We start from the raw sequence: 24,805 nt of genomic DNA on the forward strand, positions 1-24,805 counted from the left end.
TATTATAAAGGCTTCAATGGAGTAATATATGAATATAAAATTCAATTTTTTAAAGGCTCTAATTCCATTAGTTTTATGTTTTGGCTTTATCACAAATGCACAAGCAGGTTTGATTACTAACTACGACCTAGCAGATGTAAATTCAGGTGTTTCTTCAAATTCTGTTAAAGACTGGTTTAGCCTGGAAATTTCAAATGAGTTTGATTTTTTTACTCTCTCTTTCAACTGGAAAGATCAAGGTTGGGGAAATAGAAAGGGAAAACTTTTTTATAATCTTTCAGATACAGGTTGGATAAGCTTCGGTTTATTAGCTGAGCACGTATTTACGGAGCAAATGGTTACAATAACTCGTAGTCAATTAGCTTCATTTACTCAAGCAGCAACATTAAACTTTGGTTATAGGGTTGGTGGTGGTGGCGGACACCGTTTACAAGTGAACAATGCTACTTTAGCCGTAACTAATATTCCTACACCAACAACACTTACAATTTTTGCATTAGCTTTGCTTGGTTTAGCGTCGCGTCGACTTAATAACCTATAAATAGCCATAATTTTCGAATGCATATAAAGCACCTTGTTTAGGTGCTTTCTTATTTTTAAATGTTTGAGTAACATACTTAACCTGAACTCTGGATAAACAGAATTTTCCCAATATACCCCTTTATCTAATTTTCAGCGTTAAAAAGTCGATAAATAGCCCGTTATTCATAAACGCTTTGCCTTAATAATCGAATAAATTGAAACATTGATAGATTATATCGCTATTTAATCCGATAATTTTTATAGTTCAGGTTACTTACTAAATCGGTTAACAGTACTATTCTCATCAAATTTGAAATAACTACTTTAGGCACAGGTTGTCGAATTAGCCTCTGTTTAAGGTTCGCTATGTGGCATTAATGTTCATTTAGGTACTTATTCACATCTAATATTATTCAGCTAAATTAACTTGCGTAGTCATCCTTCGATGACAAATAAATAATTTAGAAATCGAACTGTATATAAACGGTATTATAATTACTGCCACCTTTAATGCGGCCAAATTGTGATGCCGATTCAAATATAGCTGAGCGATGGTGGATGCTATAACCTAACCAAGTTTCATTGAGGGCATTAACATTAAAAATATCTCCTAAATTTATATCTACGGTAAAGTCGATATAATTCATTAGCTCACTCGGGCGATAGCCTTTTCGCTCCATTTCAGAAGCTTCAATATAAGTAACATTTGATGCATAAGATAAACCTTCAGCTAAACCTAAACGCCAGCGAACAGGCCAATTAATGGTGTAGTAGGCTTTAATAGCAAGCACATACTCTTGCCCAGAATCTTGTACTTCTGAATTCCAATGCCATACAAAACCAGGCGTCAAAAATATTTCTAACGGTAATGAAAAAAGTTCGTCGGTGAGTGGTAATCCATAAAAAATAGAAGAGAGCTGATTATTATATTCATCTTTCACTGTATCACCGGCGAGGATATCGCCAATATTTGATGGTGTAGCCCATCCATGGGCTAGACGTAAATAGCCATGATTAGTTAAGTCAGACTTTTTAGCTTTACTAATATCATTAAAAAAGGCAAAACCTAAATAAGCTTCGCTTTGCCACCGTTGGCTTACCGCTGTGCTGTTATAAGCATTATTATCAAGTAAAGTACCGTTCACTGAGGCTAATAAATAGAAATTACTGGCGACATGATAGCGGGTTTCTACGCCGGCAGTTACTTCAATGCCAGCGCCAATCCTTTGTCCATTTAACTTTGGTATATCTGCTAAGGCGTAATAGTGGCTATTAAAACTAGCACTCTTATAACGTGCACTCACTTTAGGCATAAACTCCCAGCTGTTGTGCTGAAAGTGCCAGCTTTGGCTTAAATTAGCGTATGGATTTCCTTCAAGATCACTGAAAAGTTCAAAATCAAGAAAGTTTCCTTTACTGAATGCTTTTCGAGCTTGAAAGCCAAGGTCGATGGTATCGCCTTGCACTTCATTTTGATATTCTGCGGGGATATCAAAAAATCGCATTCTTGCCATGGCATTAAACTGCCAATCATTGTTTTGATAAAGGTGAGCACCACCTTCAATACCACGAATAAAGAATGTATCCCCTTGATAAAACATCATCGGCACAAAGCTGGTGACGTTATCAGCTTCGGTATCAAAAGGGATTTCTGCATTTCTGACTAATACACCCAAGCCCCATGTTTGCTCTGCAAATATCTTGTTTTTATTGCTGCTATTAACCGTAGGAACTTTGTTGGAACTACTTGGTGTTCTTTCAATACTTATTGATTCAGCATAAATATTGATTGAGATAAGTAAGGTGAGAGTAAGTGCTATGACTCTACTGTAACGCATAGTGATCCTTGGTAACTTTAAGGTAAGCTTGTGTTGATTTACTTTAGTGTATCATCTGTTACTTTGATGAAATCAATTACTTGTCATTATGTATTAGGAAACTGTGTTGGATGTTTATTTGATACTTTGAGGGGACATTTATTGATACGTTTTTGGTAGGAGGAGTAAAATAATTCAGGTATATGCCATTAAGCATATATCTGAACATTTATAGTAATTTTTACTTGAGCCTAGAGCAAATTAATATGGTTCTTTTGGCACAATTGGTGCGTGGCGCAAACTAGGAGTTGTGGTAGCTCTATTACGTGCTTGCAGGGTAGCAAGGTAGCCTGCAATAGAAAATTCACTTGTATGACCATCCCTTGTTGGAGCAGGTCCGTAGCCATCTTCCCAAAACTCACAAATTTCACTTGTATTATGATTACCAATACATTTACCATTACCAATGGATATTACATAATGCAGCCCACCCGTACCTCGAATAAAACGAATAATACGGCCGGCAGGTATCTGTGCAGCAGTGTCAAGAGAGCTGGTAGATTGGCCCCAATTCCATGCTGGAGGTACAGCGTGATTTGGCTGACCGCCATTATCCATCATCCACTTTAATGAAGTAATTCCCGCTAAGTACATCCATCCACAAACACTTTCATAGCAGGCACCACCTAATTTAACTTTACCACTTTCTATGGCTTCTCTAGAGTGTGTATGAAGAGTTTTAAAATCGATACCTCGACCATAGATAGTGATTTTATTGGCTTTTGCTTGGATAATTGCGTCTTGTGCTACTTTACCTTTTATAGGAAAGAAGCTTTGAATAGCTTCTTTTATTGTTGCTTCGCTTTTCTTATCACAGTAAGTTTTAGCTTCGGGTATTTTGGCTTGCGCACCGGCCCAGTCCATACACAATAGCAACCCACGTAAAGCATGACGTCGTTGAGTTTCTCGTTTTTCAGCCGGTGTTGATGTGCTACGATGTCCACCGCCAAGGCTGATGCGACCTGATGCAGCTGTATCCGTTTTTTTTGCGGTTTTGAACTTACCGTATGGGCCGGATGGAATGGCTGTAATTTTATCTAAATAGTTAAATGTTTCTGTTAATCTAGTTTGAGCGTTTTTTCCCATGGTCCGATTTTCCTTAATCTGTATTAAATGCAATTTGAAGTTTATTGTCTTATATCGAGACTATCATAAGCTATCTTAGCGAAGATAGTTATTTTATTTAGTGAAAAAATTAAAATAATCAAACAAAATCAATCTGGTACGATCACTTAGTAATACTTGCACAAGTTTTATTTACTTTTTATCTTTTAGCTGCTGTAAACCAACCGCATGAAAAATACCGATCGTTAAGCAAATACCGGAGCTCCACAACCAAAACTCAGGAGTACGCCCCATTGGGTTATCTATTAGGGTAAAACCAGCTACACCACGGGTAAGATATATGAGCGTAATGAGTGACATTACTAAACGAAGAAAAGGTAAACGAATTATTAGTCCAGCAGCAGAAAAAGCATAAGCTGACCAAAGTGATAATATTAAAAAGATGGCCAAGGTAACGAGAGTGGGATAAAAATATCCTTGTTCTGCCATCAGCGCCATTTGCTCACCGGCACCAAAAAAACGATACCAAGGTGCGCCAAAGTAAATACAAGCTAAGTGCAAAAGGGCGGCAATGGCAGTTAATGAGCCAGCGATGAGTAAGTAAACATTCATCTCAATGTAACTTCCTTGTAGTGTAACTGTAACGAGTAAAGATAGTTATAAGATAAGTTATTTTCCTTAAAAGCATAATATAACTTGGTCTCTTGCCAAATTATGAGACAATTAGCATATAGATAACAATCCAATGGTTCATTATGAAACTTTTAGTTCGTAACCTTTCTCGCTCAACTACAGAGCAAGAACTTCGTATATTATTTTCCGCCCATGGCACAGTGACAGAATGTAGCTTAGTTTTAGACCAAGTTACAGCAAAATCAAAAGGTTTTGCTTTTGTTATTATGCCTAATGAAGCTGAAGCAAAAACAGCACTAACTAGTTTGCATGAAACAAGAGTTGCTAAGAATAAGATTCGGGTAAAAGTAGCGCAATAAGGCTATTTTATAGCGTCATATTTTTTGCTGTCACTCAAAGAAAAACCAGCTTAGTTGCTGGTTTTTTTATAAGTAAATTCCCCTGAAAAACTATTGTTGGTGTTAATACTAGGGGGCATTTAACTTGAACTCTGGATAAGCCGCACTTACTCAAGATTCCCCTCTATCCCATTCTCAGCGTTAAAACGTTTATAAATTAACCTGTTATTTATAAACGTTTTGCCTTGATGATCTAATAAATTGAAACATTGATAGAGTCTATCGCTACTTAGTTTTGTTGCTAATAAGCTAAGTTGTTGTTTTTACTTAAACATCAAAATATCATTATCCATAGTTCAGGTTATTTATTAAGTTGCTTGGCTAAATTTTTAAAGTTTCGCTCTAAATAAGTTACTATTTTCTCTAATAGTAACTTAGTATTTTCACTGTTTATTTGCTCTTTATTGTTCTCAAGCATAATATTTGGAGCGTATTGTATGCCACGAAAAACTACCTTGTTAGTAACCGAATCAATGAGTTCATATTCGAATACTAATTCAAAATCTCTATCACGTTTTCCTAGTACTAATTCAGCACCTGAAAATGCTAGGTGAACAGGTATCAGTTCTATTAATGATAAACCTTTTAGCTTAACCTTTGCCGAAGTAATGGCCGAACGTAAAATTAGCACTTGTGGGCCACTTGCTGATACGAGAGGTACCCCTTGTTTACTTGCTGTTTCTCTTAAAAATTCATCGGTGGATTTTCGTAGCTTAAGCAATATATTTTTGCTGACTTGGCTACTTGATTGCGGCTCAGGATAAAAAACGAGAGGTTCAATATGTAAGGCTCGATAATCTTTTAGTGAAACATTTTGATCATGCCACTGCCAAGAAAGCGTGTCAGAGCCGTTATTATTTGCTCTTAAGTTTGAATAGTCAGCTAGAAAACCATTATTGTCTTCATTATTAAATCCAGTCGTTCCACAGGAAGTGATGAATGCCAACACAGTCACTAAAGCTGCTTTAGATATCAGGCTTGAGAACGTTTTCATGTTAGTTGCTAACTCCTTTTGTTTCATATCGTAAGGCACTTTGAGCGCATTATTTTATCTTACTGTTAACTTATTTACGCCAACTTAACGCTTAAATGAACGCTTAAAATTAATTTGCATTAACTGTCGTTAGACTAACTTGAGCAATTGCCCCATTGTTATCTGGACGATTCTTTAAAGTCAGTTCACCATCTTGGTTTCGAATAAACTCTCTACTGATAATTAAACCAATGCCTGAACCCTGTTGTTTGGTCGAGTAAAAAGGTACAAATAAGTTATCCATATTTGCAATGCCTTGGCCCGAGTCGATAATGTTGATGAATGTTTGTTGGTGCTTATTTATTTGAGAAGCTTGTTGCCACTGCATTTGTACCAATGGATCTTCTTCATCGTTTGTACCCGCTTCAAAAGCATTTTTAATTAAGTTAATCAGTGCTTGCTCTAATTGGCCGGCATCAGCGAGAAAAGGCAAAGCGCTTTCATTAAGTTCTATTGATAGGGCAGGGAATATGGCTTGCATGCGCTGAGCTATGTCTTTTGGATATACCTTTGCCATTTTTGCTGGCGCTAGTTTACTAAAAGCAGAGTAATTCTCGACAAACTCTAATAATTGCAATGAGCGTTTCTCAATAACTTGTAAGATATTTTTTTCTAGGCTTTCTTGTTCGGATGTTAAAGGCCCTGTTAATTTCATTTCTTGTAAGGACTGAGTCATAGAATAAATCGGCGTTAAGGAGTTTCTCACTTCGTGATTAAGTACTCTTATCAATCGTTGCCACACCTGTTTTTCATTGGCTCGAAGTTGCTGTTCAATCGAGAACAACACTAATAATTGAAAATTACGGCCACTGCGTTTTAATACGTGATGAGTGACTTCAAAGCGTTGCGCTAATTGTGAATCACTGGTTTGCTGCCATTTGTTTTCTTGAAAAACTAAACCTAATGTTTTAGCTTTTTTACCAAGCCAATTGGCCGTTGGGCTTTTTAGTAAGGTTTCTACCGCGTGATTAGCGGAGTAAACTTGTTGATGGTGATCTAGTACTAAAATAGGTAAGTTTAACTCTTTAATAAACTCCGATAAAAAAGATTCGTTGTGCATGTACTCAAATCGCTTAGTTTGTAACTTAACACTGAGCTTTTCAAAATCACGCTTAAGGTTACTAACTCTACCACTATTAAATTCAGCTAAATGCCAACTATTAAACTCTTCATTACCTAAGGTATCAAGTTGTAAACCTATGCGCTCTAAGGTGTCGGTAACATAAGAAAAGCAGCGATTAGCCGCCCAAATACTCGGGATAATCATGGCAATCACTAAAGTACTACTGCTCAGAAATTCGAGTTGTAGATAACTAATAATAAAGGCGCTGGGGATAAGTGGTAAAATTGCCAAAAAGCAAAAAAGATAAATAAGCTTATTTTCAAGGGATGATTTAGCGGGCAAATTATCACTCACTTTACCATTCAGTTTTTTATTTACCTTTTTATCCTCTTTGCTTTTCAATCAGACCCCCAAATTTCTAGGATCGATGGAAAACTTTTCTAGACGGCGGTATATGGCTGATTTACTCATACCTAAATAATCGCCAGCCTCAATGACATTACCTTGAAAGTGTTTGATTGCCGTAATTAAAGCTATTTTTTCACTTTCCTCTAAGGTCATTAATGGCCAATTTTTTTGTGGCGTATCAGCTTGATGGCTTATATTTAGACTTATGTTCAGGCTAAGGGCATTAATATCTAGCTCGCTATGTTCAGACATTATCACTGCGCGCTCAATACAATGGCTAAGTTCCCGGACATTACCTACCCAAGGGTGTTTTAAAATAGCTGCATGGGCATCACTTGATAACGTCATACCACTGCGATTATATTTAGCTGCATGTTTATCAAGCAGATGCTCAGCGAGTAAAGTGATATCTTCAGGCCGCTCTCTAAGTGGTGGGATATGTAATTCAATGGTATTTAACCTAAAAAGTAAATCTCGGCGAAAGTGCTCATCATTTATCATTTTCTCGAGGTTAGCATTGGTCGCTGAAATAATTCTGGCGTTGGTTTTTTCAGTTTGACTTGAGCCGACAACTTCATATTCACCAGTTTCTAAAACCCGTAATACTTTACTTTGTAAGTTACCACCTAGGGTGCCTATTTCGTCTAAAAATAATGTGCCATCTGAGGCTATGTCAAAGCGGCCTAAACGATTTTCTTTGGCGTCGGTAAAGGCGCCTTTTTTATGGCCAAACAATTCACTTTCAAATAGAGACTCAGGAATAGCGCCCATATTAACGCTAACAAAACGATTATCAGCACGACTTGAATGTTGATGAATATAATTGGCTAATAGGCTTTTTCCGGTACCATTTTCGCCAGTAAGTAAAATATTTGCATCGGTAAGGGCTGCTCGTTTTGCTTTAGCGAGTAGTTCAAGCATAGCGGGGGATTTTGCAAAATATTCTTGTTTGATCGAAGGACGACTCAGAGCGGTGTAACGGGCATTTTCTTTATGCAGTTTAGCACTATCAATTTGTTGTTTAACAATGGCAACCAAACGAGTGTTTTTCCAGGGTTTTTCGATAAAATCAATAGCATTTAACTGCATTGCTTGCACGGCAATGTCGATACTAGCCCAAGCGGTCATAACAACAACAGGCACACTGATATTTTTGCTTTGCAATTGTTGTAAAAAGGTTAGGCCTTCTTGCCCTGAAGTGGTGTCACTGGAGTAATTCATATCGAGTAAGATAAGATCGATTTTCTCAGAGGTAACTATTTTCATGGCCTGTAATGGACTATCGGCTTCGAGGCAAGAGAAACCATGGTTGCTTAAGGCTATTGATGCTGACATACGTACATCAAGTTGATCATCAACAATCAGAATTTTATTCATAACGGATATTTTTCCTGAATAGCAAAATGCGGCATTGGCTAGTAGATAAAACCCAGACAATGCCGTAACGCTTTACTTTTATTTTATTATTACTCGTTTCGTAACGCTTTCATTGGTTTTGCTTTAATGATCTTTTGCATAGGTCTAATGCTGGCATAGATGGCAATGCCTGTGCTGATTAATATAGCGGGTAATGCAAAGCTAATATCAAAACTTAACCAAGGGCTTAAGCTTGCTTTAAATTGATTATAAATCACTAGGGTAATGATATTTGCCAAAACGACCCCTAGCAATAAAGGTACTATGGCATCTTTAATTAGTAATTTATAGAGCTTCGCTTTTTTAGCGCCAAGGGCCATACGAATGCCAAATTCAAAGCGACGTAAACCTAAGTTATAACTGAGTACACCATAGATGCCCACACTAGCTAACAGTAGGGTGAACGCAGCGAGAATGTAACTCAAATATAAGGTAATGATGTCCATGTAAATAATGCGTTCATACTCATCATTGAGTGAACGATATTCCCAAAGGTTAAAGCGAGCATCTTCTTTACGTAAAACAGATAATACCTTTTCTTGATCTAAGGTGTAGCCGGGTTTAGTTTCAACAATCAGGTTGTAGCTAAACGGTCTGCTTGGCCACCATATATGTCTGCCTTTATCTTGATCAAAGTAGTTGGGGTGATTAAAGTCTTCGGTAATGCCGACTATTTCATTTTTTGGTTCATGACCATCATAGACTTTACCAAGCACATCGCCGCTTGGATCTAACAAGTAAGCTAAGCTTTGCGTGACCATCACTTCATTTTTTTCACCTCGAAGCGCTTCATCACTAAAAGTACGGCCTTTGAGTATTTTTAAGCCGCTATGCTCAAAATAATCGCTACCAACCCATCCTTGTGGGATAAAATCAGTGGCTTGACCATCCATGTCAGTTAAGTTTGATTTAGTGATTCGCAAAGATACAGGGCTATTACCGGTCGATACTCTTTCAACTTGTGGTAATTGTTCGAATATTTTTTTAATCTTTTGATTTTTATCAAAGCGCTCAGTAACTGATAAGACATCATTTTCGCCACGGATAAAAGCAATGAAAGAATACATGTTGTCAACTTTGCTACCCATTGGGCGTTCAAGTGTCTGATGGGTTTTAGTGAGAGCTAAACAAGCAAAGATAATTAACAAACTAGCAAAGGTCATCTGTGTAGCAATAAGTACTTTAACCGTACGAGCTGAAACTTGGTTAACGCTGCCTTTACCACTGGATTGTAATTGGTTTTTTAATGCCTTGTAATCAACTAAACGTGAGGTAACTAAGGCAAATAAATAAGCTAAAAGCAAACTTAAAGCGATAGCTACAGCTAATAAATTAATATCAATGGTGAGTGATTGTACTAAGGGCAATTTACCTGTAGCTAGCTGCTTAAATAACTTAATTCCCCAGGCCGATAGAAACAAAGCCACAGCAACCGATGAGGCCATAAGTATTAATGTTTGCGTTAAAATAGCATTGAATAATAAACGGCGTTTAGCCCCTAACACCGCTTGTAGTGCTAAGGTTTTATGTTGTGCCAAAGCACGAGAAAAAAACAAATTACAAACATTAACCACGGCGATAAGTAATAAACCTAAAGTACCCGCTAATAAGAATAAACTTAAATGACCTTTGTCGCCTAACTCAACAGTTCTATACGGCGTGACTAAAGGTCTAAAATCAATTGAGGTTTCGTAACCTTCCAGCCACTCTGCGCGAATCTCTTCAATTCGATCATCAAGATCTTTTAATATATTTTCTTTTGTTGTGCCTAGTTTTGCTGTGCCGACCAGCTTTAATGATTTATAAGTATTGTCCCAAGGATTGTCCCATTCACCATTATTAAAAAAACGTTGATCAGAGCCAAAGTGCAACCAGATATCGGTTTTGCCACTATAAAACATATATGGGGATTCAAATGACTTAGCTACCACGCCGATAATGGTAAAAGAACGCTCACCATCATTGATTGTTTTACCAATAATATCGGGTGTACGGTCAAAGTACTGTTGCCAAAATTGCTCTGAAATAACAACATTGTCAGATGCTTGCTCTAATGGCAGATCTGGAGCAAAACTTTTGCCTAATAACATAGGTACTTTGAAGATGTCAAAATAGTCAGGCATAGCAAAGGTGGCTACAACTTTTGGTTCACCGGGTAGGCTTGTTAAAATGATATTATTTGGACTCACCGGGGTAAGTTTGTCAAAGCTGCTTTGAGTTTTATACCAGTGAATAATCGATTTATAACTTTGATAACCACTATGTGTGCCTGCAGGTGTATCGACTTCTTGTTCAACCACATAGAGTTTCTTTTCATCTAATACATTGAGTGGTTTTAAAAAGTAGGTATTAACTAAAGAAAAGACTACAAATAAAGTTGCCAATGTAAGTGACATGGTAACCATAACCGAGGCAACAAAACCTGGGGCATTTTGTAGTGATCTAAACGCAAGGTTAACTTGTGTTTTAGTTTTGATAAAAGCACTCATAATTACACCACGGCTTGTTGAGATAGGTTGGTCACATTATCTTGTGCATTTGACGACTCTATAATTTTGCCATCAAGCAAGTGTATTTGTTTAGTTGCATGGCCAGCATATCTGACATCATGGGTAACCATACAAATGGTAGTGCCTTGTTTGTTGAGGTTATTCAGTATATCCATCACTGCATCGCCATTTTTAGAGTCTAAATTACCGGTCGGCTCATCGACTAATAAGATACTAGGTTGACCAGCAAGTGCTCTGGCGATAGCAACACGTTGCTGTTGTCCACCAGATAACTGGTTAGGTTTATGGTTTTTTCTATGTTCCATCTCAACTTGAGTTAATGCTTGTATTACCCTTTGTTCTATTTCACTTTTAGTTAATGTTTCTTCTCGATAGGTAAGCGGTAAAGCGACATTGTCGAAAATACTGAGTTCATCAATCAGGTTAAATGATTGAAAGACAAAGCCAATATGTAGGTTTCTTAATTCGGCTTGTTGGTCCATGGTTAAGTTGAGGGTGTCAACATTTTCTATAAGGTATTCACCGCTACTTGGTGAGTCTAATAAGCCAAGTAAAGATAACAAAGTAGATTTACCACAACCCGATGGGCCGCTAATTGATAAGTAATCACCGGGCATAATATCAAGGTTGATATCAGCCAAGGCCTTAATTTCTATATTAGAAGAATGATAAGTCTTCGATATGTTCTTTAAGGCAATTATTGTTTTTTGTTTATTGCTTGCTACTGCTTTTATTGGACTTGTTGTGTTATTCATTATCATTCCTTTATTGATTTATAAGTAGGTTTTTCTGCGTTGTCGGCCATTGAGACATATCTGAAACAATGATTTTGTCACCGCGCTGAGCTCCACTAATCACCTCAATTTGATTACCCGAAAGTGTACCAAATTTTATTGCGGTAAGTTGCGCACTTTGCTCGTCGCTGCTTAGGCGGTAGATATTTTTTTCTTTAAAGTCGTAAACATTATTTGGTTGTTCAACATAGAGGGAATTGTTTATTTCTTTAACGTGAACTTTACCTTCTACTGTTAAATCGGGACGGGCATTGGCTGGTAACTCTCCGGTTAAATCTAACTCAATCATCACCCGACCATCGGTAACTACTGGGTCTATGCGTATGACTTTTGCCGATATATTTTTACCCGAAGTTTGAATGGAAGCAGACATACCAATAGCTATTTGGTCGGCTTGGTTTTGTTGTACTCTTAATTGCGCCACTAGTTTTTTGTCAGAGCCAACCGTAGCTAGTTGTGTACCAGGCGTTAAACTTTGACCAATTTCAACTGGCATGGTTTGCAATATGCCATCTAGGCCAGCACGAACGGTTAATCGATCAAAACGTTTTTCGATCATAGTGAAGTTGTGCTTATATTGGGTAATAAGGTCTTGCGCTATTTTTGTACGCTCAATCTGCATGGCCTTTAAGTGTTCCTGCCTGACCTTTTGAATGGCAACTCTTTGCTTTAATTGACGAACTGCTAGTTGACTGCGTTTAAAATCAAGAGCACTAACAATACCTTTATCAATTAACTTTTGCTCAGCCTCTGCCTTTAATTGCGCATTCTCCAATTCGCTTTGTAAAAGAGAAATTTGTGCGTCGTGTTCTAATAGTTGGCTTTTATGAGCAATAAGTTGTTGATTAAATTCAGCATTTTGTCGTGCTAATTCTAATCTTGCATTGATCACTGCTTGTTCAAGTTGCGGATCGGAAAGTGTCATTATAATGCTATCTTTGTTGACCTTAGCCCCTGGATAGAGCGCAATGCTTTCGACAATCGCTTGGGTTTGGCTAGTTAATAAACGTTGATACTTGGCTTTTAAACGGCCATAACCAGCCACATTAACCTTGAAGTCACCTTGTTTTACTTCGCTAATTCGTAAGGTGTTCAACGATATTTGAGCTTCACTGTTAAGGGCGCTTGCTCCCCACAGAAGCAATGTTGTAATTGATAAAGCTATAATCACCAGTCGGCTTTTTTTGTTAAAACCTTGGGGCTTTTTCTGCAGTGTAGTGGTTAAGTCCATGCTGTAGTCTTCAATAATGTATAAATAAATTGTTATTAAATACTTAAGAGCTAGAAGCGTGCCAATATATTAATTATTGATTTTTAAGGTTTTTATGTTTTTGTTAACCATTGGGTTTCCCTATGGAGGGAATCGATAGTTATAGGTGGGAATTGATGGGAAGTCTAACTGCTCTAATTTTAATGAGCTAAACTTGTTGTAGTACTCATGAATTAAAGTTAATGGTAGTTATGTATAAGATATTTTTAAACCTCATATTACTAATACTGCTGCTTCTACCTAATTATAGTTTTGCTAATAGTTTCAAAGTGGTTTTTTTAAACCCAGGCTTTCCAGAAGAAAATGCTACTGGCAGTTTTTGGGCTAATGTCACCCTGTTTATGGAGGCAGCGGCTGCAGATTTAGATATTGAACTTGTCACTGTATATGCTTATCGCAATCATATTTTGATGAAATCATTGACTGCAGAAATAGCGGCACAAAAGCCTAAATATGTTGTTTTAGTTAATGAAAAAGGCATGGCGTTAAATATTATTAAACAGCTTGCAACACACGATATAGCAATATTTATGTTATTGAATAACTTAAATAAACAAGATCTATCGTTATTAACTGTTAAAGAGCGAAGTTATCTAATAGGTAGTGTTATTCCCAATAATTATAGTGCTGGAAAAAAATTAATTGATGGATTATTGGCATTGTATTTTTCAAAGAATAAATCAGCTATAGCAAAAGTTGAAAAAGAGAATGCTCTAAGCGTACTTGCTTTGCAGGGAGACTATACAACACCGGCATCACTGGACCGAGAACAAGGATTGAAAGGTGTTTTAAAAGCAAATAGCAATGTCTCCTTGATTGATAGCACAGTCGCAAATTGGTCTAAAAAACAAAGCTTTGAAAAAGTAACGGGTATATTGCAACATGCTGATATTAATATTATTTGGGCCGCTAATGACGCTATGGCATTTGGTGCAAAAAAAGCTGTGTTAGCCGCAAAAATTGATCATCCAATCTATATAGGTGGTATTAACTGGGATGTTGATGATAGTGACTATCCGGTGAATATATCTTTTGGTGGACATGTTGCTTTAGGGGCAAAGTCATTGGTAATGCTAAAAGATATTGATAATAACAGCCTTAAAATGGATAGCAGGCACCAAGCACTTGATATTTTTGAGTCAAGTTTAAGTCCTTATTACCATGATTTTACTCAGCGGCTAAATCTAAAGAAATTACATGGATATGACTTTTCACGGTTTTGCCAATCATCAACCCAGCCATTAGTTTTTTCTATAGAGAGCCTAGCTGAGGTCTTTAATTCCCCTATGACGAATTAAAATAATTTTCTTAATCACAGCTCACTACTTGGTTACTCCTAGTCTCATCTATGCCATCAAACTTACTGCCTGTAGTGGCGTAAAATCTACCAGAGCGAGCAACCACTATCGCTCTTGATTTATCCTGATAACCTTTAGGGCAATACCGTAAAGTACCATTACTTAAACCAAATAAATGGCCTGTGGCTTGATAGGTTATTTTAGTTCTATTTTTGGCATAGGTAAGTTTATCACCAGAGGTTACTGGACTCTTTTTGGCAATCATTAATTCATTCTCATTGCTATCAAATTTCTGGTTGCCGTTGCTATCAATGAAAACACTAAGCTCTTCATGCCAGTTTGATGTACAGGTAGAGCTGTTATCTAATGGGCAAATAATGACGTTATCTTGGCTGTTAATCGCGTGATTTCGAGCGGTGAGTAATAATCGTCCTAAGCGTGATATTTCATTATCGACTCTAAGTCTAACGATAAAGTCGTTGAAGTTAGGTAAGGCGATGGTAGTTAGTATCGAGGTTATCCCTACACTGACCATGAGTTCAATTAATGTTACCCCTAGATATGGTTTTAATGAGTGACAAACTAAAGGTGTTTTTTCGGGTACATAACTGTGGCTATTTGACTGAGTATAAGGCATAAAAATCCATTTTTATTAACTTCCCTGTGTTATTCAGTTATAGATAATAAAAATGAATTTAGCTAAGTAATCCCAGTGCTGTACCAAGCGATTAACCGTAAATAGTTGGTATCGCTTGTCTTTTATGTTGCGTTTTTTTATAAATATTGATGATGTGTTCACTAACCTTGGTGGTAACTTGCTTACCTTCTAAGAAGTTATCTAATTGATCGTAGCTAATACCTAAGGCGTCTTCATCGGTTTTACCTGGCTCTAGTTCTTCTAAGTCTGCTGTTGGCGCTTTTTCTACTAAGATACTTGGCGCGCCAAGGGATTTAGCCAACTCTCTGACTTGTCTTTTTGATAAGCCAAACAGTGGCGCTAAATCGCAAGCACCATCACCCCATTTAGTGAAAAATCCAGTAATGTTTTCTGCGCTGTGATCAGTCCCTATCACCAAAGCGCCGATTATTCCTGCTATATGATATTGGCTTACCATTCTTGCTCGGGCCTTAACATTACCTTTTGAAAAGTCTATTTGAGCGTCGCTGGCGGTTAATAATTGAGCTTTGCTCATTGCTTGCAGTACTTCATGATGAATACCGTCAGCGCCGGCAAGTACATTAGTTGTTAAACAATGACTTGGCTGAATAAACTCTAAAGCTTGTTGGGCGTCATCTTCATCTGCTTGTACTCCGTATGGCAGACGAACCGCTATAAATTGATAATGTTTGCTATTACTTTCTTTTGATTGGGCTTCATTAAGTTCATTTACCGCAAGCTGTGCTAAGCGACCACATGTCGAAGAGTCAACGCCACCGCTTATGCCGAGCACTAAGTTACTTAATCCAGATTGAGTTAATTGATTTTTGATAAAGTTAACACGTCGGTTTATTTCAAATTGAACATCAATTTCAGGTAAAACTTTCATTTCTGCAATGATGGTTTGCTGATCCATAAGACTTCCTAGCTGGCAAGTGGGTAAAGTGAGGCTTTTTAACTAGTTTAACAAAATTAAAAGCCAATTGGATATTGCTAAATCGCATTAAACACGCTGTAATATCTTTAATTAGTGAAATCATCACAACATTAACTGACGAGCAACGCAGATGAAAAAGATAGAAGCTATTATTAAGCCATTCAAAATGGACGATGTAAGAGAAGCCCTTGGCGAAATAGGTGTTACTGGTATGACTGTGTCAGAGGTTAAAGGTTTTGGTCGTCAAAAAGGTCACACTGAATTGTATCGCGGCGCTGAATACATGGTTGATTTTCTACCAAAAGTGAAATTAGAAATAGTTATTGCCAAGGAAGATGTTGAACGTTGTGTTAATGCCATTTTAGAAACTGCGCAAACAGGTAAAATTGGTGATGGTAAAATTTTCATTACTGATGTTGAGCGTGTTATTCGTATCAGGACGGGTGAAGAAAACCGCGAAGCAATTTAGCCTTAGCTATAGCAATAGTTCAAATACGACTGTAAGTTTTTTGCAGTCGTTTTATTCAAGTTTACTAGCTACCCCCCCCCCTATTATTTGTTCGTCAAACAATGCTTTTCTTTTACTTTCCTTCTAAACTTATAAAGCTAACTGCATAGTCATTACTCCATGTTTCTACACTTGAAATAAAACCCAAATTGCAGTAAACCGTAAAATATGTCAGTTTTTTATACACTTTTATACCTAACGATATTTCATCTTTTTATAACTGGTTGATAAGTTTGTTAAGTTGTACGATGGTACAGTTTATGCAGTTTTTTAAGTAACGAATTTTTATTTTGAATAAAACCAAAGCAGTTGAATGGTTATTCAATAATATGAGGAAACGTTATGAAATATATTATTCAATTAATGCTTTTAGTTATTATGCTTTCTATTAGCTCACCTGTTAAAGCTACAGCCATGTGTAGTCCTAATGACGTAAAATTAGATTTTGTTCAACTGGCTGATTTATCAGATGATCCAATAATTTCACCCGCCCCAGATCCCGAAGATTACTTTTTTATACCAGCAACTAATTGTGTACTTTTATTAGGCAATGATCAGCCTCTGCCTACAGGACATAATATTGGAGAATATCAAGACGGTTTACTTAATGGCCAAGTATGGCTTCCAAGTCCGGATTCTAGATTAAGTGAATTTAATACCTTATTTGACCCTTTTTATGATTCAGAAGGTCCGCTTGCACAAGATGGAAGTGATGGATACAACAACATTTTATTTATTAATTCAGAAACAGATTTACAAGACTTAGATGATACTGATGGTAATACCAACAAAACAGATCCTGGGTGGGTTTTTTTAGGTAAAGATGATGCTGATGCTAATAAGGATGGCGAGGGCGATGGTTTTCAATATTCTGATACTGGTGTTGGTATTGTTAATAATCTCATTGAGGATCCAGAAGATGAAAATTATGATAACTTGACTGGCATCGCTATTGAAAACCTATTAAACATAAATTTTACTTGCATTGATGAAGGTGGTTCTTTTGATTTAGGTGATACTGTTACTGAAGGTGATGATATTGGTGATGAAAGAAGTTGTACTCAAGGTTCATGGTCACTTATGCCTGATGTAGATATTGTTGATAAATTAGATGAGCTATTTGGAGAAGGAGTGTTTGATCACCTAGCAATCATTTTTAAAACCGGTAATGTTTGTCATCCAGCTTCAGTAGAGGGAGAAGAGGTAAAAGGTAAGAAAGATTGTATAGATGAATTTTCAGGGCCTCAATTTTCTATCTATGATTTTAATTTTGCAGATATATTTAATAGTTTTCCAGGTGGTGATGCTGAAGAAGCCTTACAATCCCCCTATAATTTAGGCGGAAGATTTGATTTGTTTAATACTTTCCACGGTCATGGTATCTCTCATATCTCTGTTTTAGCGAGGGACCCTGCAAGTATCATTACTGAAATGCCAGAGCCAAAATCAACAATGTTAACGTTATTTGCTTTAGGCTTGTTTGTATTACGTTATAAAAGTACACATGTTTCTAATAAGGTTTAACTGATGATAGATGTAATAGGTTTCAAACAAGGTGAAGTTAATTTGAGTTGAGATTATTTGAAGTAACAGTGTAATTAACTTAATAAAAAAACGCTGAATTACCTAGGTGATTCAGCGTTTTTATCTTTTAGCTTTCTAATTTAGCTTATTATCTCACTAAACGGTTGTTTGGATAATTAGCAGCAAGAACTTGCAAAGCATTTTTCTTTAAATCTTTTAGCCCTAACTTATCGTAACTTTCAATCATAACTTCTAATGCTTGTTCTATTTCAGGACTAGGGGCGAAATATTCAATTACATAACGACCACGGTTAGCTGCAGAAGCATAAGCCTCACGTTTAATATAGTATTTAGCTACGGCAATTTCGTATTGCGCCAGACGTGATTTTATTGAAATCATGCGTTTACGCGCATCGGCAGCGTATTTACTGTCAGGGAAATCAGTGACTATGCTTTTAAAATCATTAAAGGCGCTTCGTGATGCTTCAGGATCGCGATCGGCGCGGTCTATACCTGCCATGTCCTGAAATAAGTTCTCTTCGGTAGAAAGGTTGATGAGAGCTCGCATATAATAGACATAATCAATATTTGAGTTATTGGGGTTTAGGCGTAAAAACCTATCGGCTAAAGCAATACCTTGAGCAGCATTACCACTTTTATAGTAGGCGTATATTAAGTCTAGCTGTACTTGATGAGAGATAGGGCCAAAAGGAAAGCGCGAATCAATGGCACTAAGTATTTGAATAGCTTTTTGATATACACCATTATCAAGTGCAGTTCGGGCATCAACAAATAAAGCTTGTGCCGACTTATCTGGAACCTTATCAATCTCATCTTCAGATGAAGAACAACCTGTTAAGGCTAATGCTAAAACGGTTAAAATAATTTTTACTGTCAATTTTTCCATGAAATTTATTATCGCTACTTTGTTTTAATTAAAATAAATATCAAACCACCGCGTAAACGGGTAAAATGTTTCTATATTTAAGAACAATACCAATTTAATTGGTATAAGCATTCTACCCTAGCAACCTTACCTTGCACAGTGCAAATAGTAATTTGATTAATTCGCTAGGTTTAAACCAGTTTAAAGAGAATTTAATGTCAGAAATCATTCAACATAAAGATACAGTGCCTGAGTCATGTTTAGGTAAACGTTTTGACCAATCATTAGCGATAATGTTTCCTGATTATTCACGTTCACGGATAAAAGAGTGGATTTTAGACGGACAAGTGCAGGTTAATAGCGAAGTACTTACCCGTCCTCGTGAGAAAATGTATGGCGGTGAAGTTGTTGAAATTAATGCCAAAGTTGAAGCCGAGATACGTTTTGAAGCACAAAACATTCCGTTAAATATCGTTTATGAAGATGAATATATTTTAGTAATAAATAAACCAGTAGGTTTAGTTGTTCATCCAGGTGCAGGTAATCCTGATGGGACTTTGCTTAATGCTTTGTTACATCATTACCCACAAATCGGTGTAGTGCCAAGAGCTGGTATCGTACATCGTCTTGATAAAGATACTACCGGTTTAATGGTTATAGCTAAAACTATTGCCGCGCAAACTAACTTGGTTGAAGCGATGCAATTACGTGAAATTACTCGTGAGTATGAAGCGATTGCCTGTGGTGTTATGACAGCAGGTGGTTTGGTTGATGAGCCTATTGGTCGTCATTCTACTAAGCGTACACAAATGGCCGTTTCTTTTATTGGACGTCCTTCTGTTACCCATTATCGAGTTATGGAGAAATATCGTTTACACACACGTTTACGTTTACGTTTAGAAACGGGTAGAACGCATCAAATTCGTGTTCATATGTCTCATATTACCCATCCGCTGGTAGGTGACCCTGTTTATGGTGGTCGTCCTCGTCCACCAAAAAACTCAACTGAAGCGTTATTAATGAAATTACGTAGCTTTAAGCGCCAAGCATTGCATGCGGCTATGTTATCTTTATTTCACCCAATAACCGGCGAAGAAATGACTTGGCATGCAGACTTGCCAGAAGATTTTGTTGAGCTAATTGAACTGCTGCAAGAAGATAATAAGCTTAATGCCCAAGACGATTATTTGTAATAGTAAACCGGCTCATGTTGAAAATGAGTCGCTTCAATTGACCAACTCTACTTTTGAGTTGGTTAATTGGCCATCCCTATCAACATCTAAATACACACCTGCCACTTTACATCAAATCAATGATAAGGTTCTCGCGCTACAATCAACTCGCCTTGCCCCCCAGTTACCCTTAAAGTCAGTGCTAGATCAACAAACTTCACTAGAACAATCATTGACAAGAGAAAGCTTAAAAAATGAAGAGTCAGCATTTGGTGCTTTTAATTTAGGTCTACATGTTGGAGATAGTGTTAAAAAAGTTATCTGTAACCGTAAAACTTTAAAATATTTCATTAATCAGCAGCTGCAAGCCAACACACCATCGCCAGAGAATAAGGCAAGTAAAAACATTGAAATTCAGTGGCTTGAGCAAGTTCATGGTAATGAAGTTGTGGAGGTTACAACCGTAGATGAGCTAGCTATCACAGCTGATGCTAGTATTACTCGTCAGAAAAATATTGCTTTAGCAATAATGACAGCTGATTGTCTACCCATCTTACTAAGTCATAAAGACGGCACTGAGATTGCTGCTATTCATGGCGGTTGGCGTTCATTGGCAGCGAATATAATTACAAAAACCTTAGAGAAAATGCACAGCAAGCCTGAAGATATTGTTGCTTGGCTTGGCCCTTGTATTGGTAAAAATTCTTTCGAAGTAGGCAGTGAGGTTAAAGAAGCTTTTACTCAGCAGAATATTGTTTTCAATAATGCTTTTTTAAAGCAAGAAAGTGGCAAATACTTTGCTGATTTACATCAAATAGCACTATTACAATTACAAATGTTGGGCGTGAGTAAAACCTCTACTCTGGCAGAATGTACCTATCATGAAACTAAGAAATATTATTCATATCGAAAAGAACAAAAAACGGGTCGAATGGCGAGTCTTATTTGTCGACGTTAATAGTTTTCTAAAAAACTGAGCCCTTATTGTTTTATATCAATCATATATTTGATAATACATTGAAAAATAATCTTTTAGCCTTATAACTTAACTAGGTAACCTGAACTCATAGATAATGAGTGCTTCATGTTTAAGTAAAAAACAACAACTTAATGTTGTTAAGAACAAAATTTGCAAGATTAAGTAGATATATGCTCTATCAATGTTTCAATTATCAAGGCAAAACGTTTATGAATAATGGGTTATTTATCGACGTTTTATCGCTGAGAATCGGATAAAGGGGAAGATTGAGCAAATGCTGCTTATCCAGATCTCAGGTTATGTATTAAAGAATTTAGTTATCCCAATTGGACTAGTTTATTACTCCACTTGTAACAAGGAGATAAAATGCGCTTAGATCGTTTTACCCAATCATTTCAAGAATCTATTGCCGATGCACAGTCATTGGCCCTTGGCAAAGATCATCAGTTTATTGAACCCATTCATTTAATGTTAGCTTTGCTAAATCAAAACGGTAACTCTGTTATCGCGTTATTGAAGAGTGCAGGGGTTGATGTACGTTCTTTGCGCCAGAAAATCAATGAAGCGTTATCTTCACTAGCGCAAGTACAGGACAGTAGCGGCGATGTACAATTATCATCAGCCTCTGGAAGAATTTTAAATCTTTGTGATAAACATACGCAAAAAATGTCAGATAAATATATTTCCTCGGAAATGTTTTTACTTGCTGCTATCGATGATAAAGGTATTTTAGGAAAGATTCTTGCGGAGCTAGGCGCAAATCAACAACGTATTAAATCGGCAATAGACCACATTCGTGGTGGTCAAAATGTCGAAGAACAAAATGCTGAAGATGTTCGTCAAGCCTTAAATAAATACACCATCGATTTAACTGAGCTTGCTGAGCAAGGCAAGCTTGATCCCGTTATTGGTCGTGATGATGAAATTCGTCGCACATTACAAGTTTTACAACGTCGTACCAAGAATAACCCTGTATTAATAGGTCAACCTGGTGTTGGTAAAACCGCCATTGTTGAAGGTTTAGCCCAACGTATTGTTAATCATGAAGTACCTGAAGGTTTAAAGAATAAACGAGTATTATCATTGGATATGGGCGCGCTTGTTGCAGGTGCCAAATACCGTGGTGAATTTGAAGAGCGTTTAAAAGCCGTGTTAAATGAATTGTCGAAAGAAGAAGGGCAAGTCATTCTTTTTATCGATGAACTTCATACCATGGTTGGTGCTGGCAAGTCAGACGGCGCAATGGATGCAGGTAATATGTTAAAACCAGCGTTAGCTCGCGGTGATTTACATTGCGTTGGCGCCACTACGCTCGATGAATACCGTAAATATATCGAAAAAGATGCAGCCCTCGAACGTCGTTTTCAAAAGGTATTAATAGAAGAGCCAAGTGTTGAAGATACCATTGCTATTTTGCGGGGATTAAAAGAGCGTTATGAGTTGCATCACTCGGTAAATATTACCGATCCTGCCATTGTTGCCGCAGCAACTTTATCTCACCGATATATAAGTGACCGACAATTACCTGATAAAGCTATTGATCTTATTGATGAGGCTGCATCGAGTATTCGTTTACAAATGGACTCTAAACCTGAAGACCTTGATAGACTCGAACGGCGATTAATTCAGCTAAAACTTGAGCAAAGAGCCTTAGAGAAAGATGAAGATGAAGCTTCTATCAAACGTCTTGCTATCATTTCATCGCAAATTACCGACAAACAGCAAAGGTATGATGAACTAGATGAAGTATGGACCACTGAAAAAGCAGCACTTTATGGCGCTCACACGATAAAAGAAGAGCTTGAACAAGCTCGTCTTGAATTGGAAGCCGCTAGAAGGACGGGTGATTTAAATCGTATGTCGGAATTACAATACGGAAAATTACCTGAATTAGAGAAACAGTTAGACTTAGCAAGCCAAGCAGAAATGCAAGAGATGACCTTATTAGCAAATAAAGTTACTGATGTTGAAATTGCTGATGTTCTTAGCCGCGCCACAGGTATTCCTGTCGCCAAAATGTTAGAGCAAGAGCGTGATAAGTTATTAAAAATGGAAGATAACTTACACCAGAGTGTTATTGGTCAACATGAGGCAGTAACTTCAGTATCTAATGCTATCAGACGATCTCGTGCAGGTTTAAGTGATCCTAATCAGCCCATTGGCTCTTTTTTATTTTTAGGCCCTACAGGGGTAGGTAAAACTGAATTAACTAAAGCGCTTGCTGAGTTTTTATTTGACTCTCAAGATGCCTTAGTTCGTGTTGATATGTCTGAGTTTATGGAAAAACACTCGGTGGCCCGTTTAGTTGGCGCGCCACCGGGTTATGTAGGATACGAAGAGGGGGGGTATTTAACAGAAGCTGTACGTAGAAAACCTTATTCAGTAATATTACTGGATGAAATTGAAAAAGCTCATCCAGATGTTTTTAATATTTTATTACAAGTACTTGATGACGGTAGGTTAACTGATGGTCAAGGTCGTACTGTTGATTTTAAAAATACCGTGATTATTATGACCTCAAATATTGGCTCTGAAATTATTCAAGAGTTTGCTGGTGATAGTCAATATCAACAAATGAAAGACCAAGTGATGAGCGTACTCGGTCAGCACTTTAAACCAGAGTTTATTAACCGTGTCGATGAGTCAGTTGTTTTCCACCCACTGCTTGAAGAGCAAATTAAGCAAATTGCTGAGATACAAATTCAAGCTTTAGCACAGCGGTTAGCCGAGCAAGAACTCCATTTAGATATCAGTGATGAAGCACTTTCGTTAATTTCTGCAGCAGGGTTTGACCCTATATTTGGTGCAAGACCACTGAAGCGAGCTATCCAACAAGGAATTGAAAATCCATTAGCACAAAAGATACTCGCTAACGAGTTCGCGAAAGGTAGTACTATTAAAGTGAGTGTTGTTGAGGAGGGATTGACCTTCACTTGCTAGTAGTTTATCTGGTAACTTACAGTCCACCTATTCAGGGGCTAAGCAGATAATTCGTTGAGCTTTAATACGTAATCCTATTAACATTGTAAAATAGGATTACGTAGATTAAATCTTTCTATTTACTACAGTAAAGTCCTTCATGTTTTTTACTTAACGTTAGCTTATCTTCTTTTTCAGCAGCAGTTAGTGGACGGCTACCTATACTGCCATCGCTTTGTTCTTCATTTATATGTATATCATCTAAAGAGTTCAGCATTTTTATATTAAGGCGTGCTGCTTTACAGTTTTTCTCGAAGGTAGCTTTGTTCTTTGCTGTAATATCATCTTGTTGTTTTTCCATCTCAGCAACTGCTTGTGTAGCTTTATCTTCATCGGCAAGTGCTTGTCTCTCAGCTTTAGATAAAGCTTTAAATGAAGATACTGTACTTAGTTCGGTATAATCAAACCCTTGAGGTAGGTTTTGGCTAAAATGAACAATATTATCCTTATCAATCCAACGATAGATTGCGATATCTTTTGCGTTAGCGCTGTTGAATAGTAATGGGGCGATTAGCGTTGTAGCTAATAAAGCGGCAGTGAAAGATATTTTTTTAATGCTCATAGTTAAACCTTATTCTGTAACTTATAAATAATAATACAACTGATACATCAGTTTAGAAAGTAAGCCTACGGTTTTTAGTATAGATTTATTTTTGTGACCATAAGCTAGCAAATTCTTATTCGAATAACAAATGCTTAGTACTGTTGAGCTAACACCTAATAGTGTCAGTTTTTTTTACACTTTAATACTCGGTTGTTAATCTAAGGTTAATGCGTCGTATCTATTGTGGTAAGTATATGTACTTTAAGGTAAATGTTATTTAGGCGTGATTATTGCTTTACTGCTATGCAATGTCGGTTTTAGCTTAATTGGT

Annotated in this window: 21 protein-coding genes; 8 read left to right on the forward strand and 13 right to left on the reverse strand. The window is 37.0% G+C overall.

Going from position 1 to position 24,805, the window contains the following annotated elements:
• Positions 1-28: 28 nt before the first annotated feature.
• Positions 29-541 carry a PEP-CTERM sorting domain-containing protein gene (locus GAB14E_RS03045; RefSeq protein ID WP_033084065.1) on the forward strand — a complete coding sequence of 171 codons (513 nt, stop codon included), beginning with the start codon at positions 29-31 and terminating at the stop codon, positions 539-541.
• Positions 542-983: 442 nt separating this feature from the next.
• Here the strand turns inward: GAB14E_RS03045 and GAB14E_RS03040 are convergent, their stop codons facing one another.
• The 3 genes from GAB14E_RS03040 to GAB14E_RS03030 all read right to left on the reverse strand — a co-directional run bounded on the left by GAB14E_RS03040 (position 984) and on the right by GAB14E_RS03030 (position 4,076).
• Positions 984-2,360: a MipA/OmpV family protein gene (locus tag GAB14E_RS03040; protein WP_081967902.1), complete on the reverse strand. Its 1,377-nt coding sequence runs from the start codon at positions 2,358-2,360 to the stop codon at positions 984-986.
• A gap of 240 nt (positions 2,361-2,600) precedes the next feature.
• Positions 2,601-3,485, reverse strand: coding sequence for a hypothetical protein (locus tag GAB14E_RS03035; RefSeq protein WP_033084066.1), 885 nt, complete (start codon positions 3,483-3,485; stop codon positions 2,601-2,603).
• 171 nt (positions 3,486-3,656) lie between these two features.
• A complete protein-coding gene (locus tag GAB14E_RS03030; protein ID WP_033084067.1) occupies positions 3,657-4,076 on the reverse strand; it encodes a hypothetical protein in 420 nt (139 codons plus the stop codon).
• A gap of 143 nt (positions 4,077-4,219) precedes the next feature.
• Between GAB14E_RS03030 and GAB14E_RS03025 the strand changes: the two genes are divergently transcribed.
• Entirely contained in the window at positions 4,220-4,456 is a 237-nt protein-coding gene (locus GAB14E_RS03025; RefSeq protein ID WP_033084068.1) for an RNA recognition motif domain-containing protein, read from the forward strand.
• Positions 4,457-4,796: 340 nt separating this feature from the next.
• Here GAB14E_RS03025 and GAB14E_RS03020 read toward each other — a convergent pair whose 3' ends face one another.
• The 6 genes from GAB14E_RS03020 to GAB14E_RS02995 all read right to left on the reverse strand — a co-directional run bounded on the left by GAB14E_RS03020 (position 4,797) and on the right by GAB14E_RS02995 (position 12,950).
• The gene (locus GAB14E_RS03020; protein WP_197061241.1) at positions 4,797-5,489 is read right to left on the reverse strand and encodes a DUF3313 domain-containing protein; all 693 of its coding nucleotides are present in this window, start codon (positions 5,487-5,489) and stop codon (positions 4,797-4,799) included.
• 109 nt (positions 5,490-5,598) lie between these two features.
• Positions 5,599-6,993, reverse strand: a complete 1,395-nt coding sequence (locus GAB14E_RS03015) for a sensor histidine kinase (RefSeq protein ID WP_231562109.1) — start codon at positions 6,991-6,993, stop codon at positions 5,599-5,601.
• On the reverse strand, positions 6,994-8,376 hold the full coding sequence (locus tag GAB14E_RS03010) for a sigma-54-dependent transcriptional regulator (RefSeq protein ID WP_033084070.1): 1,383 nt from the start codon (positions 8,374-8,376) through the stop codon (positions 6,994-6,996).
• 89 nt (positions 8,377-8,465) lie between these two features.
• On the reverse strand, positions 8,466-10,904 hold the full coding sequence (locus tag GAB14E_RS03005; protein ID WP_033084071.1) for an ABC transporter permease: 2,439 nt from the start codon (positions 10,902-10,904) through the stop codon (positions 8,466-8,468).
• Between the two features lie 2 nt (positions 10,905-10,906).
• Positions 10,907-11,680: an ABC transporter ATP-binding protein gene (locus GAB14E_RS03000; RefSeq protein WP_052094028.1), complete on the reverse strand. Its 774-nt coding sequence runs from the start codon at positions 11,678-11,680 to the stop codon at positions 10,907-10,909.
• A gap of 10 nt (positions 11,681-11,690) precedes the next feature.
• Complete coding sequence (locus GAB14E_RS02995) at positions 11,691-12,950, reverse strand: efflux RND transporter periplasmic adaptor subunit (RefSeq protein WP_052094031.1); 1,260 nt, start codon at positions 12,948-12,950, stop codon at positions 11,691-11,693.
• A gap of 308 nt (positions 12,951-13,258) precedes the next feature.
• Here GAB14E_RS02995 and GAB14E_RS0123435 point away from each other — a divergent pair, with 308 nt between their 5' ends.
• Complete coding sequence (locus GAB14E_RS0123435; protein WP_197061242.1) at positions 13,259-14,287, forward strand: ABC transporter substrate-binding protein; 1,029 nt, start codon at positions 13,259-13,261, stop codon at positions 14,285-14,287.
• Positions 14,288-14,297: 10 nt separating this feature from the next.
• On the opposite strand, the gene GAB14E_RS02990 is transcribed toward GAB14E_RS0123435, so the two are convergent.
• On the reverse strand, positions 14,298-14,924 hold the full coding sequence (locus GAB14E_RS02990) for a GspH/FimT family pseudopilin (RefSeq protein WP_033084072.1): 627 nt from the start codon (positions 14,922-14,924) through the stop codon (positions 14,298-14,300).
• A gap of 91 nt (positions 14,925-15,015) precedes the next feature.
• Positions 15,016-15,861 (reverse strand): ammonia-dependent NAD(+) synthetase, encoded by an 846-nt coding sequence (gene nadE / locus GAB14E_RS02985; protein ID WP_033084073.1) that lies wholly within the window; start codon positions 15,859-15,861, stop codon positions 15,016-15,018.
• Positions 15,862-16,012: 151 nt separating this feature from the next.
• Between nadE and glnB the strand changes: the two genes are divergently transcribed.
• Positions 16,013-16,351 (forward strand): nitrogen regulatory protein P-II, encoded by a 339-nt coding sequence (glnB, locus tag GAB14E_RS02980; protein ID WP_011044661.1) that lies wholly within the window; start codon positions 16,013-16,015, stop codon positions 16,349-16,351.
• Between the two features lie 381 nt (positions 16,352-16,732).
• Positions 16,733-17,914 (forward strand): hypothetical protein, encoded by a 1,182-nt coding sequence (locus GAB14E_RS02975; RefSeq protein WP_033084074.1) that lies wholly within the window; start codon positions 16,733-16,735, stop codon positions 17,912-17,914.
• A 148-nt stretch (positions 17,915-18,062) separates the two neighbouring features.
• On the opposite strand, the gene GAB14E_RS02970 is transcribed toward GAB14E_RS02975, so the two are convergent.
• Positions 18,063-18,821 carry an outer membrane protein assembly factor BamD gene (locus tag GAB14E_RS02970; protein ID WP_033084075.1) on the reverse strand — a complete coding sequence of 253 codons (759 nt, stop codon included), beginning with the start codon at positions 18,819-18,821 and terminating at the stop codon, positions 18,063-18,065.
• A 194-nt stretch (positions 18,822-19,015) separates the two neighbouring features.
• On the opposite strand from GAB14E_RS02970, the gene rluD reads away from it, so the two are divergent.
• From rluD to clpB, 3 genes are all read left to right on the forward strand, one after another.
• Positions 19,016-19,993, forward strand: coding sequence for a 23S rRNA pseudouridine(1911/1915/1917) synthase RluD (rluD, locus tag GAB14E_RS02965; protein WP_033084076.1), 978 nt, complete (start codon positions 19,016-19,018; stop codon positions 19,991-19,993).
• Positions 19,971-20,930, forward strand: a complete 960-nt coding sequence (pgeF, locus tag GAB14E_RS0123440) for a peptidoglycan editing factor PgeF (RefSeq protein ID WP_052094034.1) — start codon at positions 19,971-19,973, stop codon at positions 20,928-20,930. Before rluD ends, pgeF begins: the two co-directional genes overlap by 23 nt.
• Positions 20,931-21,317: 387 nt before the next feature.
• A complete protein-coding gene (gene clpB / locus GAB14E_RS02960) occupies positions 21,318-23,891 on the forward strand; it encodes an ATP-dependent chaperone ClpB (protein ID WP_033084077.1) in 2,574 nt (857 codons plus the stop codon).
• A 115-nt stretch (positions 23,892-24,006) separates the two neighbouring features.
• On the opposite strand, the gene GAB14E_RS02955 is transcribed toward clpB, so the two are convergent.
• A complete protein-coding gene (locus GAB14E_RS02955; protein WP_033084078.1) occupies positions 24,007-24,492 on the reverse strand; it encodes a DUF4124 domain-containing protein in 486 nt (161 codons plus the stop codon).
• Positions 24,493-24,805: the final 313 nt, after the last annotated feature.

It is taken from the genome of Colwellia psychrerythraea, from assembly GCF_000764185.1.
GTDB classification, from domain to species: Bacteria; Pseudomonadota; Gammaproteobacteria; order Enterobacterales; family Alteromonadaceae; genus Colwellia; species Colwellia psychrerythraea_B.

Excerpts from the sequence above, each read along its gene's own strand:
- GAB14E_RS03045 (WP_033084065.1), top strand. The coding sequence starts at position 29 with ATGAATATAAAATTCAATTTTTTAAAGGCTCTAATTCCATTAGTTTTA.
- GAB14E_RS03040 (WP_081967902.1), bottom strand. The coding sequence starts at position 2,360 with ATGCGTTACAGTAGAGTCATAGCACTTACTCTCACCTTACTTATCTCA.
- GAB14E_RS03035 (WP_033084066.1), bottom strand. The coding sequence starts at position 3,485 with ATGGGAAAAAACGCTCAAACTAGATTAACAGAAACATTTAACTATTTA.
- GAB14E_RS03030 (WP_033084067.1), bottom strand. The coding sequence starts at position 4,076 with ATGAATGTTTACTTACTCATCGCTGGCTCATTAACTGCCATTGCCGCC.
- GAB14E_RS03025 (WP_033084068.1), top strand. The coding sequence starts at position 4,220 with ATGAAACTTTTAGTTCGTAACCTTTCTCGCTCAACTACAGAGCAAGAA.
- GAB14E_RS03020 (WP_197061241.1), bottom strand. The coding sequence starts at position 5,489 with ATGAAAACGTTCTCAAGCCTGATATCTAAAGCAGCTTTAGTGACTGTG.
- GAB14E_RS03010 (WP_033084070.1), bottom strand. The coding sequence starts at position 8,376 with ATGAATAAAATTCTGATTGTTGATGATCAACTTGATGTACGTATGTCA.
- GAB14E_RS03005 (WP_033084071.1), bottom strand. The coding sequence starts at position 10,904 with ATGAGTGCTTTTATCAAAACTAAAACACAAGTTAACCTTGCGTTTAGA.
- GAB14E_RS03000 (WP_052094028.1), bottom strand. The coding sequence starts at position 11,680 with ATGAATAACACAACAAGTCCAATAAAAGCAGTAGCAAGCAATAAACAA.
- GAB14E_RS02995 (WP_052094031.1), bottom strand. The coding sequence starts at position 12,950 with ATGGACTTAACCACTACACTGCAGAAAAAGCCCCAAGGTTTTAACAAA.
- GAB14E_RS02990 (WP_033084072.1), bottom strand. The coding sequence starts at position 14,924 with ATGCCTTATACTCAGTCAAATAGCCACAGTTATGTACCCGAAAAAACA.
- nadE (WP_033084073.1), bottom strand. The coding sequence starts at position 15,861 with ATGGATCAGCAAACCATCATTGCAGAAATGAAAGTTTTACCTGAAATT.
- glnB (WP_011044661.1), top strand. The coding sequence starts at position 16,013 with ATGAAAAAGATAGAAGCTATTATTAAGCCATTCAAAATGGACGATGTA.
- GAB14E_RS02975 (WP_033084074.1), top strand. The coding sequence starts at position 16,733 with ATGAAATATATTATTCAATTAATGCTTTTAGTTATTATGCTTTCTATT.
- GAB14E_RS02970 (WP_033084075.1), bottom strand. The coding sequence starts at position 18,821 with ATGGAAAAATTGACAGTAAAAATTATTTTAACCGTTTTAGCATTAGCC.
- rluD (WP_033084076.1), top strand. The coding sequence starts at position 19,016 with ATGTCAGAAATCATTCAACATAAAGATACAGTGCCTGAGTCATGTTTA.
- pgeF (WP_052094034.1), top strand. The coding sequence starts at position 19,971 with ATGCCCAAGACGATTATTTGTAATAGTAAACCGGCTCATGTTGAAAAT.
- clpB (WP_033084077.1), top strand. The coding sequence starts at position 21,318 with ATGCGCTTAGATCGTTTTACCCAATCATTTCAAGAATCTATTGCCGAT.
- GAB14E_RS02955 (WP_033084078.1), bottom strand. The coding sequence starts at position 24,492 with ATGAGCATTAAAAAAATATCTTTCACTGCCGCTTTATTAGCTACAACG.